We start from the raw sequence: 12,605 nt of genomic DNA on the forward strand, positions 1-12,605 counted from the left end.
GTTAATTCAAATTAGGGTTATAAAATTTTAGAAGCCAGCTCTTATATAACCAATTTATAGCAAGAAATTACGATACAAAAATCAGCGTCCGTTAGAAAATAAACATAACACAGGGTGATAGAGTTGCCCCTATCCATAAGCGTCAGTTAAGCTCAAAATTGTAAGCTTAAAATATGGTTGAATAATTATTAATAATAGTATATAATTATTAACGTTTTTCAGGCATTTTTGTTATGGGTGCGCCAAGTAAGCGTTTAGAATACAATTGGTGAAAATCCAACTGACCTTACCCAGAAAAAGTGGAGAGAAAGTGTGGAATGTTTTTTACAAAAAGAATGATGCATCAAATTGTTCTGGAATGCAATAGTTAATAGTGACGTTGTTTGTTATAAAAAATTTCTATGTATTCAAATATTGCAGTTCTAGTTTGTTGAGCAGAGTGTTGTGAAGTATCAATAAGTATTTCTCTTTTCAATGAGCTAAAGAAGCTTTCTGCAACAGAATTGTCGTAACAACAGCCTTTATTACTCATCTATATTCTTTACAGCTAAGAGATATTGATACCCTTGCGCAGTATATTGTGAACCTTGGTCACTGTGCAGCAGTAGATTTTTAACAGGTTTACGCCTATTAATGGCCATTAATAAAGAGTTCATAACCAATTGTTTATTTATTGCACTACTCATTAACTACCATACGTGAGAATTATTGCTGCCAAATATAGCCATCCCTCCTTGGTTTTGATGTAAGTAATCCCATACTTTATTTGGTTGATCAACAATAAAGTTTTGATCTAGTATATTGGGAGCTACAGCTCTATTATCTGTTTGTTGTTTTTTAATTTTAAACTTTCTTCTCAGTATAGCCCTGATGTCATTTTTCTGCATAATACTTTGCACCGTTTTCAAATTGCAACTTTTACCCAAAGCCTTCAATTCAGCATAAATTTTAGGAGCTCCATATCTACATTTAGAAACTTGATATATTTTTTGAATAGCTTCGAGTAGCTCTTTATTTGCTGATTCTCTACTGCTTATTTTTCTTGTAGTCCACTTATAGTAGCCACTAGCAGAAAATCCTACATAATTCCTGTACTTTATAGCAGTTACTATATAAAAAAATATTTTACTCTTTTTGACTGGCCAGGGCTTTTTTTTAAATGTCTCTTTCCCTTGTTACTCTTGCTTTGTAAATCAAACCTCTCTTTGTCGTAAGGAGCCATGTTACCTCTACCTGGAAATGCATCTGCTGCCGACTTTTTTTCGTTGTGTTTCTTTATCCATTTTCCTAATAAACCACCCTTTATTCCTAAATCTCTTGCTATTTTTGTAATTGTTTGACCTGCCTTTCTTTGTTCATTTGCCAGTTTAACAGCTTCCAATTTGAATTCTGCTGTATATTCTCTTACCATTTCTAATCCTCCAAAATTTTATTTTACCCAAAAAAACTCTTTTCTTTCTCTCCACTTTTTCTGGGTAAGGTCAGTTTACTGGCCTCTCCATGAGTGAGATTGAAAAATTAAGTGGAAATCTGTGAACGGTTACCTTGGATGACAGAAAAGAGTGTTGGAAGGAGGCAATATTAAAAACTTAATTTCAGTCCAGCCAAGAACACATAACCAGAGTTGTTATTTTCTATTTTAGGCTCTTTTGTACTAAACTTTACAATATCGAAATAGTATGAAGTACCTAAAAAAAGAGAATTTTCAAGACTTAAAGCATATGATGTTAACTCGTTTGTACCTTCGCCTGCAATATCCCTACCACTACTAAAATATGTTAAGCTCGATTTGTAAGAATCAGAACGGTAAGCGATACCTGCATTCATATAATACGTATTATTTGTTTCAGGATTACGCTTCTCACCAGATTTACCACCATTACCATACGAAAAAATGCAATCAAGATCGAACAATTTTAGCTTCAAACCAAAATTCCAGTGTAGTAATTGATTGCGGCATTCATAATTTTTAGAAGTCCCATCTGAGCAATCAGTTAAATTTTCTCTTGCAAATTCACCAGTTAAGGCAGTAGTAAAACCTATATCATCTGACAAGCTGTTTTTATAGGAAAGGCCAGCAGCAATTAAATTGCTGTACTGTAAGTTATTTTTTCCTGGAACATAACTGAATCCGAGTTGAAAGTTATAGATTTCAGGGGAGATGTAGTTAATTGATGATTGTTTTAACCCTAGTTCGAGTTCATTATAATCGCTATAAATATTGGGCTTGACCCAGAACACCTTGTCTTGATCATATCCAGGGTCACCATCTTTTTTATGATCACCGCGCAAATTTGCATAGTTTGTCCAATGACCATTTACTCCTCCAGCAGCTGCATAAATTTTTGAAGTGTTAATTAACATGCTCTGACCAACTAAACTTCTTTTACCATATTCAATTGATCCAAGTTCCTGGTTTTTTATGATAAAATACCATTCCTCCATGTCTAACTTTTCTATGTCTAACGCTTTTAGGTTTGCAATACCAGAAACCCCTGCCTTAACATTAACCCCCATTTGAGTATTTGGATAAACTTGCTGTAAATAAAGAAAGCGCAAGTATGAATAACTTGAAGTTTTATCCTTAGGCTTAGCATTGAAAGAATCTCTGTTGAAGGCGTAGCCGAATCTCAAATCTATTTTTCCGTCTAGTTCTGCATAAAATATTTCCTTATCCAAAATTGTTTTAGAGCTAGCACTATTCTGCAAAAACAATGATGAAAGCAGTGCTACCAGGTAGTACTTTAACTTCATAAATAACCTTAAATCTTTATAAAAATTTAAGTTTAAACTCAATATAAATAAAAAACAACTTTTCAGAAGGCACCGCTGGTAGATTTTGCTGCCTGTTTTTGAGCTATATTCCCATAAATTATTGATACACTTGGTAATTTTTGCATTAATAACTGCTTATTAATGGCAGAATGTATACGATTAATTATTTTAGATGTACTTTTTACATCGCAGTTAATCAAAACAAAAAGCACTTTATTCTCATCAATATACCCTAGAAAATCATCACTACGGCAATTTTTATAAAAATGTTCTATGACAACTTTCAGTGCATCATTTGTCTCGCTACAGCTACTATTTAAGCCAATTATTCCTATAGCTGCATTAATTTGATGTTGAAAGGCGAAATTCAATATAAGGTATAACTCTAAAATAGTGGACTCATTGCCCGGTATATCGAATAAGTCATGGTTTTTATATTTCTTACCCATTAGATATTCATCTCTAAAGATTCCTAATTTATGGGACAAACTGATATCACGTATTAACAGCTCATAATTTATTTTATTACTGGCAAATTGTGCAGTGCGGAAAACTTTTACTTTTGTCCTGATATCTTCTCCTTTAGCATCAGTTAAGGAAAAATCTATCACTTTAGGTAATATATCAAGTAAATCGTGCCCATTTTCGGTATACTCTAAATAATTCTTCATGTCGTCAGCTGCTCTTGCACTTAAAATATTGATTAACGGCTTATTAAGTAAATTCCCTTCCTCGTATTTTAACAAATTCCTTGCGGCTTGATTGAGCCCTAAAATTAACACGTTTTTTTTCTTATTATCCTGACAAACAGATACCACAGCATCATCTTTTCTTCTTGCAGTTATGAAATCATCCATACTTTCATTCTATACAGCGTATTTATAAGTATAATAAGATTATATTAAGATTTACTTACTTATTGATATGCTTAATTAGGTATAGACAAAATGTCATACGGGATGGCTTTGTTGTAGAAGAATCAAGATTACTGTTTATAGACTTCAAGTTACTGCAAAAAATATTTTAAAACATAGTGATATCTTGACTTTACCTAGTTAATATTCCAAATTATAAAAAAACAGATAGTTCTATGACGACAAGTCTATTACAAGGCAAAAAGGGATTAATAACCGGAATAATAAATAAGAGATCGATAGCATGCGGTATAGCAAAAGCTCTCTCAGAGCACGGGGCAGAACTTGCAATCACCTACCAGAACGAAATAATAAAAGAAAAATTATTACCAATAGCAGATGAATTAAATGTGGAGCTAATACTACACTGTGACGTTTCAAATGAAAAAATCGTAGATAACGCTTTTGAAATAATAGAGAAAAAATGGGGTACTCTTGACTTTTTGGTGCATGCAATAGCATTCTCCGATAAAAATGAGTTAGATGGTAAATATGTCAATACTTCACTGAATAACTTCCTCAATGCAATGCATATATCGTGCTATTCTTTCACTGCTTTAGCACAAAGAGCTGAAAAAATGATGTCAGGTGGTGGTAGTTTGCTTACTTTATCTTATTATGGCGCTGAAAAAGTTATGCCAAATTATAACGTTATGGGTTTATGTAAAGCAGCACTTGAAGCAAGTGTAAAATATATAGCATGTGATCTCGGGCCACAAAATATCAGAGTAAATGCAATTTCCGCTGGTCCAATCAGAACTTTAGCATCTTCTGGAATAAGCGATTTTCACTTCATATCAGAATGGAATAGAAATAATTCTCCGCTCAGACGCAATGTTACAATAGAGGATGTTGGCAAGGCAGCGCTATACTTATTAAGCGATTTAAGTAGTGGCACTACTGGAGAAATTTTGCACGTTGATTCAGGATATAACGTTGTGGGAATGAAGGTAGTTGACTAACAAAGCACTAGTTCCTTCGGGTTCATACACAACTCTATCAGGAGTTTTGTGACTGTGATTGCAGAAAACATCGAACATAAAATTCCTATTGATAAAGTGACAGAAAAGCCTCTAATTGCTCCACTGCCAATAATGAACATTATTCCTGCAGCAATTAATGTAGTGATATTTGAATCCAGTATTGTCTTTATAGCGTTTTTAAACCCTTCTTCAATAGCACGTTCCACTCTCTTGCCAGATTTTATTTCCTCACGAATTCGCTCAAATATTAAAACATTTGCATCCACCGCCATACCGACAGTGAGTGCAATACCGGCAATTCCAGGTAAAGTTAGAGTTGCTTCAAGCAGAGTGAGAATTGATAATATAAGAATTACATTAGAAAAAAGCGCAACAGAGGCCAATACACCTAATTTACCGTAAGTGATGATTATAAATAAAGCCACGGCTATAATAGAGATTGTTGCTGCCATTTCCCCTGCCTTTATTGATTCTTCTCCAAGACTTGGGCCAATGTTTTTTTCTTCAATTATTTTAAGTGGTGCTGGCAGTGCTCCAGATTTTAAAAGTATTGCAAGTTCGCTTGCTTGTTTTTCAGTAAAATTACCGCTAATTTCTCCCTCTCCATTTAAAATTGGCTCACGTATTGTAGGTACTGTTAAGACTGTGTTATCCAGAACAATTGCAAAAGGTTTTCCCACATTTTCTTTAGTGATTTTTGCGAATCTTTTACTCGCTATGCTGTCAAATTTAAAATGCACTGTTGGTTTACCTAAGTGACCAAATCTAACTGATGCGTTAACCAGCGAATCACCACCTATTTCAGTTTTGCGGAATATTGGATAAGAATTACCTAAAGAATCCTTGAGCATGACAGTGGTTTCATGGTCTATATCCTGCACCTTGGCTATGTTAGTGTTTGCCAAATGAAAAGCTAGCTTAGCAGTTTTGCCAAGCAGAGATTTTATCTGCTTGGTATCTTCTACTCCAGGCACCTGCACTAATATTTTATTCTGCCCTTGTTTTTGAACGCTGACTTCCTTTGTGCCAAGTTTGTCCAAACGGCGCTGGACATTGTTTATTGATTCTGCAGCTACTTCACTGATCAAAGAATTTTTATGATGGGGTTTATACGAAATGAGAATCGAAGAATCTTTTCTATTTAGCTCTAAATTTGGATTTATCGCATTAATCAACACAGATGCTTTTTTATAATCATCAATATTATTTAAAGTTATAACGCTATTTTGTACGTTAGATTCAATATTTTTTGTTAGCAATGTCTCTTTTATTTCGTTAGCTAGCATGCTTAGCTTTTCCTTAAAATAGAAGTCTAAGTCTATGTTTAAAAGCAAAGATGCCCCTCCTTTCAGGTCAAGGCCTAAGTTTATTCTTTTTTTCGAAATAAAAAGCTTATTATCAAAGAAATTTGGCAGTGTTATGTATAAAGCAAATAAACAGATGCATAATACTGAAAAAGATTTGACTATAAGTCTGTTATACATAAGTTGTATGTTTAAAATTGTAATAATTGATTGTAAGTTAAAAATAGATTTTTGTAAAATTCTCTATTTGACCTTACCCAGAAAAAGTAGAGAGAAAGTTAAGACGTTTTTATCATGAGAATAAATTGTGCAGGAATGCAATAGTTAATAGTAGAATGTCTACGTTATTTGTTACAAAAGATTTCTATGTATTCAAATATGGCAGTTCTGGTTTGTTGAGCGAGAAGTATCAATAAGCAGCTCCCTTTTAAGTGAACTTTTCTGCAACAGAGTTATCGTAACAACAGCCCTTATGGCTCATGCTGGAAATGATGTTTTTTGTATTCAATAGAAATTGGTAATTTTGAGAGGTATACTGTGACCCTTGATCGCTATGTAACAGCAGATTTTTATCGGGTTTGCGTTTATCAACGGCCATCAATAAAGAATCTATAACTAATTATCATGTTACTCATTAACCACCATGCGTGAATATAGGTCAATTATTGCCGCCAACAACCTTCTTTAGTTTTTATGTAGGTAATCCCAAACTTTATTTGGCTGATCAGTAGTAAAATTTTGATCCAATGTGTTCGGAGCCACAACTCGGTTGCTTATTTGCTGTTTTTTATTTTTGAACCTTCGTCTAAGCTTGGTTTTAATGCCATTTTCTTGCATAACACTTTGTACTGTTTTAATTTTTGCCTAAAGCTTTTAATTCAGCGTGAATTTTAGGGGCTCCATATCTGCATTTAGAATGCTTGATGTATTTTTTGAATATCTGCTAGAAGCCCTTCTTTTGCTAATTCTTTACTGCTTTTTTCCTTAGCAACCAATACCACCAGTACAAAACCCTACATAGTTCCTGTGTTTTATAGCAATTTCTATATAAAAGAATACTTTACTCTTTTTCTTTGCCCAGGGCTTTTTTTAAGATGTCTCTTTCTCTTATTAGCTCTTTTTTTAGATCAAATCTTTCTTTGTCATAAGGAGCCTTTGCCTGGAAATGCGTATGCTCCAGACATTTTTCCATCATATTTTCTTACTTAACATACTGCCATCTATACCTAGATCTTTTGCTATTTTTGTACTTGCTTGACCTGTTTCTTTAACCAGCTTAACAGCTTCTAATTTGAATTCTGCTGTATATTCTCTTCTATTTGTCATATTTTGAAAAAACGTTTTATTTTACTCCAAAAACGTCTTAACTTTCTCTCTACTTTTTCTGGACTACTCCGAATCGGTTGACAAATTGGACGTTTGATAAGCATAATTTGGAGCTTCTTGTGTAATGACTATATCATGAGCGTGACTCTCTCTTAATCCTGATGCAGTAATAGTAACAAATTTACAATTTTTTTTCATCTCTTCTATATTCCTATTACCAGTATACCCCATTGCAGCTTGCAATCCGCCAATCAATTGATGGATTACTCCTGAAGCTGGACCTTTGAATGGAACTCTTCCTTCCACTCCTTGTGGAACTAATTTGAGTTTTGAATCTTTATCTTGAAAATAACGGCTAGCTGAACCTCGTTTCATTGCACTAATAGATCCCATTCCTCGATAGCCTTTATATGCTCTGCCCTTATACATAATAATCTCACCTGGGCTTTCGTCAGTGCCAGCAAAAATCGAACCAATCATCACAGAGTCAGCACCAGCTGCAATAGCTTTTGCAACATCTCCTGAGTATTTTACCCCACCATCAGCAATTAGTCTGACGTTTCTTGCTCTACACGCCTCTGCAACATTCTTGATTGCAGAGAATTGTGGCACACCAACACCTGTAACTATTCTGGTTGTACAGATTGATCCTGGTCCTATTCCAACCTTCACTGCATCAACACCCGCATCAATCAACGCTTCAGCAGCCTCCTTTGTTGCAATGTTTCCGCCAATTAATTGCGTATTAGGATACATCTTTTTTATTTCCCTAATGGTATTGATAACGTTTTCGGAATGACCGTGAGCAGTATCCACAACAACTACATCAACTTCTTCTCCGATCAAAGCTTCACATCTGTCTATACCATCTTTTTTACCAGTGCCAATTGCAGCGGCAACTCTGAGACGCCCTTTACTGTCTTTACATGAATTTGGGTATCTATTGTATTTTTCAATGTCTTTAACCGTAATTAAACCTATACAACAAGAATTTTCATCTACGACCAAAAGCTTTTCTATTCTATTTTCATGCAACAATTTCATTGCTGAGGCACTATTCACTCCCTGCTCCCGCACTGTCACTAACTTATCTTTTGTCATCACTTCGGAAACTTTTACATTCATGTTCTGGTCTTCAATAAATCTCACATCTCGGTTAGTTAAAATTCCAACTAACTTGCGTTGATCGACTACAGGAATGCCAGAATAATTGTGCTCTCTCATTAATGAAATTGCTTCCGCAACTGTTTTATCCGGTGAAATCGTAATTGGGTTATACACGATCCAACTTTCATATTTTTTCACCCTTCTTACTTCTAAAACTTGTTCATCTATTGATAAATTCTTATGTATGCAACCTATCCCTCCATGTTGGGCAATAGCTATTGCAAAGCCCGATTCAGTAACAGTATCCATTGCAGAGGATATGAGAGGGATATTTAGTTCTATACTATTTGTTAAATAAGTTTTTGTATCTGCATCGCAAGGCAATATATTAGAATAGGCTGGCAAAAGAAGTATATCGTCAAACGAATAACAAGCTTCCATTTTTTTCATAGGCTTTATTTAAAGCTTATACGCCAATTAATTAAATTGCAATAGGCAAAATTAGCTAGGAGCCTTTAATTGTATAGCTCTAACTGTTTTTAGGAGATAGAAAAGCTATATAGTTGCTAATACATTTTATTGCAAAATAAGCATTCTACATTATTTGCCAGCAAACAAAACTGCTCAATAGTTAAGTTTTCTGGACGCTGGTTTCCGCTCAATTTAGCGTTTTCAAGGACAGTTTCAGCGTGGTTCGTTATATTTTGCAAGCTATTTCTCAGCATCTTTCTTCTTTGAGAAAAAACAGCACGTGTTAATCTTGTTAAGGTTTCCAAATTTACTGCAAATTTTGGGATAGGCAAAGGATTTACTGTAATTACTGAAGAATGTATTTTTGGTCTTGGAAAAAACTCTTTAGGTTCAATATCAAATTCCTTTTTTATATCACATAGTAACTGGCTTAGCACTGATAAGGAACCATAATCTTTAGAATTGGGTCTTGCCGTAATGCGATCTGCTACCTCTTTTTGAAACATTAATGTCAAGTTCGTAAAAAATTTTATATTATTTAACCACTTTAAAAATAACACTACCGAGATATTGTAAGGCAAGTTAGCAATAACTTTAACTGGACGTTCTATCAGCTCTTCTTCTATAACGTGCAGTGCATCTGCTTCTATAATTTTATACTTTCCTTGATGCTCATTTAGCAGTTGATCATGGTGTTTTACTAAATCTCTATCTTTTTCTATAGAAAGTAGAGACTTTGGATTATGCACCAATATTTCTCTTGTTAATGCACCATATCCAGGACCAATTTCAATGACATTAAAATTCTCCAGACTACCAGCTAAAGCGACTATTTTTTTTGTTATCTCACTCGATAAAATAAAATTTTGCCCTAGACTCTTTTTTGGCTTCAGTAAAAATTTTTTCATATTATTTTCATTATACAGTATTTTAAAAATTAGTTGACTAAAATTCATTGATAATTGTATATTATTAATGTGTTTAACGCCGGCTTAGCTCAATTGGTAGAGCAACTGACTTGTAATCAGTAGGTTGTCAGTTCAAGTCCGACAGCCGGCACTCTCACTCATATAAGTAAAGTTGATGTCCTTTTTAATAGTAGCAAATTGGAAAATGAATGGAATGCGTTCTTCATTTGTTGACTTTATAGGCAAACTTAACAACAAGAGCAACGAAATTACCTCTAAGCTAGTGATTTGCCCTCCTTTTACATCATTTCCAAGCAGTATAGAGTTGAACAATAATATTAATATAGGAGCACAGAATTGCCATCATAAAAAGTTCGGTTCTTACACAGGTGAAATTAGTGCAGAAATGTTAAAAGAACTAGGGTGTACTTACGTAATACTTGGGCATTCTGAAAGGGCTAATGAAAAAGATAGTGAAATAAAACTTAAGTCGGAAATAGCAATAGAATCAGGCTTACACCCAATTATCTGTGTAGGTGAAAATTCAGAAGATTATAAGAATGAAAAAACAAAAGAAGTAATAGAATATCAATGTAAAAACCGCTTGCCAACACACGGTGAATATACCGTAGCATATGAGCCAATATGGGCAATAGGCACAGGTCATGTGCCAAATAATGATGCAATTGCTAAGGTGATAGAGGTAATAAAATTGTGTACTAGTAAAAAACACATTATATATGGTGGTTCAGTCAGTTCAGAAAATATAGAAAATTTGCTCAGTATCTCAAATTTATCAGGAGTTTTAATTGGCAGTGCAAGCTTAGATTTCGATCACTTTTATAAAATTATACAACAAGTTGAAAAAAAGTTTTCTCTTATCAATTCTAAAATCAGCAACTAAGAATCCTATAACAAATGACATCATTTCAGTGTCAAGCATATATAGCTAACCCAAGAAAGGTTTCCCTACGTCATACCGCGATTCATTCGCGGTATCTCTAGATCCCGCTAACACGTAGCGGGATGACGAATTTGTTGTTTTTCAAATTGTAGGTAAACCTAAGCCACTTTAGCTATATCTGTACGAACATCTAGTAAAACGACCTAGCTATAGCTAAAGTAATCTAGAAAATTAACGATATTTTATTCCCCGGGGAACGCTCTATTCTGTTTTCCAACTCTAGTTCCAAAAGAGCCATTAGAGCTATGTTGGTAGAAAGTCCGCTTGCTAATATAAGTTCATCTATATCAACAGGTACAGAGTTAATATGATCAACTATAACAGATTTTGCCTGTTGTAATTTTTCTTGTTTTTGGTTAACAGCATAGTGCTCAACATCAAATAGTTTTTTTTGCTGCGGAGGTAGACTAAACCTAATACTCTCTATTATGTCATCAGCGGATTCGATAAGCTTAGCACCGTTTTTAATTAAATAATTACTACCACTACAGCGTGAATCTAAAGGGAAACCAGAAACTGCAAACACCTCTCTCCCTTGATTTAAAGCAAAATCTGCTGTTATTAGAGAGCCAGAACGTTTCGATGCTTCAATCACTGCAACACCTAGCGATAGGCCAGATATAATTCGATTCCTCTGAGGAAAATACTGAGGCTTTGGTTTAGTAGCAAATGGAAGCTCAGTAATTACTAACCCACCGTTCCCAGTGATTTTTTTGTATAGATCAAAATTCTCTTTTGGATACACCACATCAATTCCGCTTGCTGTAACAGCAATAGTGGGATGATTTTTGTATATTACACTGTTTGCTGCAGTATCGATTCCTTTTGCAAGTCCAGAAACGATAACAAAACCAGCTTCGCTTAAATCAAGTGCCAACTTATTGGCAAAATTTCTTCCATTCATTGAAGAGTTACGCCCACCGATTATTGCAATTATCTCACGGCTTAATAATGATATATCACCAAGCGCAGTTATTACAGGAGGACAACTAGAGATATTTCTTAAAAGATCAGGGTAATCTGGGTCACATGCGGGTATAATTTTAGCTCCAATTCTTTCTGCATTATTGATTTCTTCTCGTGCATCTTGAATGCCATACACCTTATTATTAGCCACCCTATTGAGATATTTTAGCACCTCATCTAGCGATCCATGTGTTCTTAGTATACTAAAAAACTTTGTTGGTCCTATAGTTCTAGCCAAGCTTAACCATACTTCTAATTCTTTGTTGTTCAATTTATTTATCTTCATAAAAGGCTTGAATTTCTTATCAATTTAGTGTACCCAAGATAATGCAAATATACAGTGTTTTATGACGCATTTTGTTACAGATAAATGCATAAAATGTAAATATACGGACTGTGTGGAAGTATGTCCCGTTGACTGCTTCTATGAAGGTAAAAACATGCTCGTGATTAACCCAGATGAATGTATTGATTGCGGAGTGTGCATACCTGAGTGTCCAGTAGATGCAATTGTAACTGATGATTCCATAAAAGATATTTTAGAACTAGATGAAGAGTTACTGAACAGTGAACAAAAAATCTTCAAATCATTTTACAACATAAACGTAGAATACTCACAAAAATGGCCAAATATCACAGCTAAGAAGCAACCTCTCTATACAGCAGAAGAGTATAAGGAAAAAAAGGATAAAACAACTTATTTTGAGGAAAATTTAGAATAATACTGCTGAAGGAAAAGAAACTTTTTGTATTTCAGGGTTATTGTTTTTGGTTGCTGAAAATAGTTGCGTTATCTAAGTTGTTATGCTGATAAATTAGTATCGATTAATTTAAGGATTAAGGAAAAAGGCTTATTGACTTTTGAAATATTTGATTATAAAACTAGC

General features: G+C 34.2%; 16 protein-coding genes and 1 tRNA gene. 4 read left to right on the forward strand and 13 right to left on the reverse strand.

Annotation, left to right across the window (positions count from 1 at the left end; genetic code table 11):
* Positions 1-367: 367 nt before the first annotated feature.
* The 6 genes from AAGD59_RS02635 to AAGD59_RS02655 form a co-directional block, all read right to left on the reverse strand.
* The gene (locus tag AAGD59_RS02635) at positions 368-532 is read right to left on the reverse strand and encodes an IS3 family transposase (protein ID WP_010082072.1); all 165 of its coding nucleotides are present in this window, start codon (positions 530-532) and stop codon (positions 368-370) included.
* Complete coding sequence (locus tag AAGD59_RS06925; protein WP_010082071.1) at positions 525-686, reverse strand: DDE-type integrase/transposase/recombinase; 162 nt, start codon at positions 684-686, stop codon at positions 525-527. Before AAGD59_RS06925 ends, AAGD59_RS02635 begins: the two co-directional genes overlap by 8 nt.
* A gap of 3 nt (positions 687-689) precedes the next feature.
* On the reverse strand, positions 690-1,124 hold the full coding sequence (locus AAGD59_RS02640) for an IS3 family transposase (RefSeq protein WP_141456787.1): 435 nt from the start codon (positions 1,122-1,124) through the stop codon (positions 690-692).
* A complete protein-coding gene (locus tag AAGD59_RS02645; protein WP_081600753.1) occupies positions 1,109-1,411 on the reverse strand; it encodes a transposase in 303 nt (100 codons plus the stop codon). Before AAGD59_RS02645 ends, AAGD59_RS02640 begins: the two co-directional genes overlap by 16 nt.
* Positions 1,412-1,581: 170 nt before the next feature.
* Entirely contained in the window at positions 1,582-2,754 is a 1,173-nt protein-coding gene (locus AAGD59_RS02650; RefSeq protein ID WP_141456814.1) for a porin, read from the reverse strand.
* 62 nt (positions 2,755-2,816) lie between these two features.
* On the reverse strand, positions 2,817-3,632 hold the full coding sequence (locus tag AAGD59_RS02655; protein WP_015588853.1) for a hypothetical protein: 816 nt from the start codon (positions 3,630-3,632) through the stop codon (positions 2,817-2,819).
* Between the two features lie 233 nt (positions 3,633-3,865).
* Here AAGD59_RS02655 and AAGD59_RS02660 point away from each other — a divergent pair, with 233 nt between their 5' ends.
* Positions 3,866-4,651, forward strand: a complete 786-nt coding sequence (locus AAGD59_RS02660) for an enoyl-ACP reductase (RefSeq protein ID WP_015588852.1) — start codon at positions 3,866-3,868, stop codon at positions 4,649-4,651.
* Here the strand turns inward: AAGD59_RS02660 and secD are convergent.
* The 6 genes from secD to rsmA all read right to left on the reverse strand — a co-directional run bounded on the left by secD (position 4,648) and on the right by rsmA (position 9,788).
* Complete coding sequence (gene secD / locus AAGD59_RS02665; RefSeq protein ID WP_265028044.1) at positions 4,648-6,156, reverse strand: protein translocase subunit SecD; 1,509 nt, start codon at positions 6,154-6,156, stop codon at positions 4,648-4,650. The genes AAGD59_RS02660 and secD overlap by 4 nt on opposite strands.
* A 247-nt stretch (positions 6,157-6,403) precedes the next feature.
* Entirely contained in the window at positions 6,404-6,589 is a 186-nt protein-coding gene (locus AAGD59_RS06930) for a DDE-type integrase/transposase/recombinase (protein ID WP_338062968.1), read from the reverse strand.
* Positions 6,590-7,036: 447 nt separating this feature from the next.
* Positions 7,037-7,171, reverse strand: coding sequence for a hypothetical protein (locus AAGD59_RS02670; protein WP_007548509.1), 135 nt, complete (start codon positions 7,169-7,171; stop codon positions 7,037-7,039).
* Entirely contained in the window at positions 7,168-7,302 is a 135-nt protein-coding gene (locus tag AAGD59_RS02675) for an IS3 family transposase (RefSeq protein WP_007548354.1), read from the reverse strand. The genes AAGD59_RS02670 and AAGD59_RS02675 overlap by 4 nt, the downstream gene beginning before the upstream one ends.
* 63 nt (positions 7,303-7,365) lie before the next feature.
* Complete coding sequence (guaB, locus tag AAGD59_RS02680) at positions 7,366-8,859, reverse strand: IMP dehydrogenase (RefSeq protein WP_065095043.1); 1,494 nt, start codon at positions 8,857-8,859, stop codon at positions 7,366-7,368.
* Positions 8,860-8,975: 116 nt separating this feature from the next.
* Positions 8,976-9,788 (reverse strand): 16S rRNA (adenine(1518)-N(6)/adenine(1519)-N(6))-dimethyltransferase RsmA, encoded by an 813-nt coding sequence (gene rsmA / locus AAGD59_RS02685; RefSeq protein WP_015588849.1) that lies wholly within the window; start codon positions 9,786-9,788, stop codon positions 8,976-8,978.
* A 78-nt stretch (positions 9,789-9,866) separates the two neighbouring features.
* On the opposite strand from rsmA, the gene AAGD59_RS02690 reads away from it, so the two are divergent.
* Positions 9,867-9,939: transfer RNA gene (locus tag AAGD59_RS02690), tRNA-Thr, on the forward strand.
* Between the two features lie 24 nt (positions 9,940-9,963).
* On the forward strand, positions 9,964-10,692 hold the full coding sequence (locus tag AAGD59_RS02695; RefSeq protein ID WP_015588848.1) for a triosephosphate isomerase: 729 nt from the start codon (positions 9,964-9,966) through the stop codon (positions 10,690-10,692).
* A gap of 223 nt (positions 10,693-10,915) precedes the next feature.
* On the opposite strand, the gene dprA is transcribed toward AAGD59_RS02695, so the two are convergent.
* Positions 10,916-12,004 (reverse strand): DNA-processing protein DprA, encoded by a 1,089-nt coding sequence (gene dprA / locus AAGD59_RS02700; protein ID WP_015588847.1) that lies wholly within the window; start codon positions 12,002-12,004, stop codon positions 10,916-10,918.
* 61 nt (positions 12,005-12,065) lie between these two features.
* Between dprA and AAGD59_RS02705 the strand changes: the two genes are divergently transcribed.
* A complete protein-coding gene (locus AAGD59_RS02705; RefSeq protein WP_141456813.1) occupies positions 12,066-12,440 on the forward strand; it encodes a ferredoxin family protein in 375 nt (124 codons plus the stop codon).
* Positions 12,441-12,605 lie beyond the last annotated feature (165 nt).

The organism is Wolbachia endosymbiont (group A) of Cephus spinipes, assembly GCF_964026895.1.
In the GTDB taxonomy this organism is placed as follows: Bacteria; Pseudomonadota; Alphaproteobacteria; order Rickettsiales; family Anaplasmataceae; genus Wolbachia; species Wolbachia pipientis.

Excerpts from the sequence above, each read along its gene's own strand:
- AAGD59_RS02635 (WP_010082072.1), bottom strand. The coding sequence starts at position 532 with ATGAGTAATAAAGGCTGTTGTTACGACAATTCTGTTGCAGAAAGCTTC.
- AAGD59_RS06925 (WP_010082071.1), bottom strand. The coding sequence starts at position 686 with ATGAGTAGTGCAATAAATAAACAATTGGTTATGAACTCTTTATTAATG.
- AAGD59_RS02645 (WP_081600753.1), bottom strand. The coding sequence starts at position 1,411 with ATGGTAAGAGAATATACAGCAGAATTCAAATTGGAAGCTGTTAAACTG.
- AAGD59_RS02650 (WP_141456814.1), bottom strand. The coding sequence starts at position 2,754 with ATGAAGTTAAAGTACTACCTGGTAGCACTGCTTTCATCATTGTTTTTG.
- AAGD59_RS02655 (WP_015588853.1), bottom strand. The coding sequence starts at position 3,632 with ATGGATGATTTCATAACTGCAAGAAGAAAAGATGATGCTGTGGTATCT.
- AAGD59_RS02660 (WP_015588852.1), top strand. The coding sequence starts at position 3,866 with ATGACGACAAGTCTATTACAAGGCAAAAAGGGATTAATAACCGGAATA.
- secD (WP_265028044.1), bottom strand. The coding sequence starts at position 6,156 with ATGTATAACAGACTTATAGTCAAATCTTTTTCAGTATTATGCATCTGT.
- AAGD59_RS02670 (WP_007548509.1), bottom strand. The coding sequence starts at position 7,171 with ATGATGGAAAAATGTCTGGAGCATACGCATTTCCAGGCAAAGGCTCCT.
- AAGD59_RS02675 (WP_007548354.1), bottom strand. The coding sequence starts at position 7,302 with ATGACAAATAGAAGAGAATATACAGCAGAATTCAAATTAGAAGCTGTT.
- guaB (WP_065095043.1), bottom strand. The coding sequence starts at position 8,859 with ATGAAAAAAATGGAAGCTTGTTATTCGTTTGACGATATACTTCTTTTG.
- rsmA (WP_015588849.1), bottom strand. The coding sequence starts at position 9,788 with ATGAAAAAATTTTTACTGAAGCCAAAAAAGAGTCTAGGGCAAAATTTT.
- AAGD59_RS02695 (WP_015588848.1), top strand. The coding sequence starts at position 9,964 with ATGTCCTTTTTAATAGTAGCAAATTGGAAAATGAATGGAATGCGTTCT.
- dprA (WP_015588847.1), bottom strand. The coding sequence starts at position 12,004 with ATGAAGATAAATAAATTGAACAACAAAGAATTAGAAGTATGGTTAAGC.
- AAGD59_RS02705 (WP_141456813.1), top strand. The coding sequence starts at position 12,066 with ATGACGCATTTTGTTACAGATAAATGCATAAAATGTAAATATACGGAC.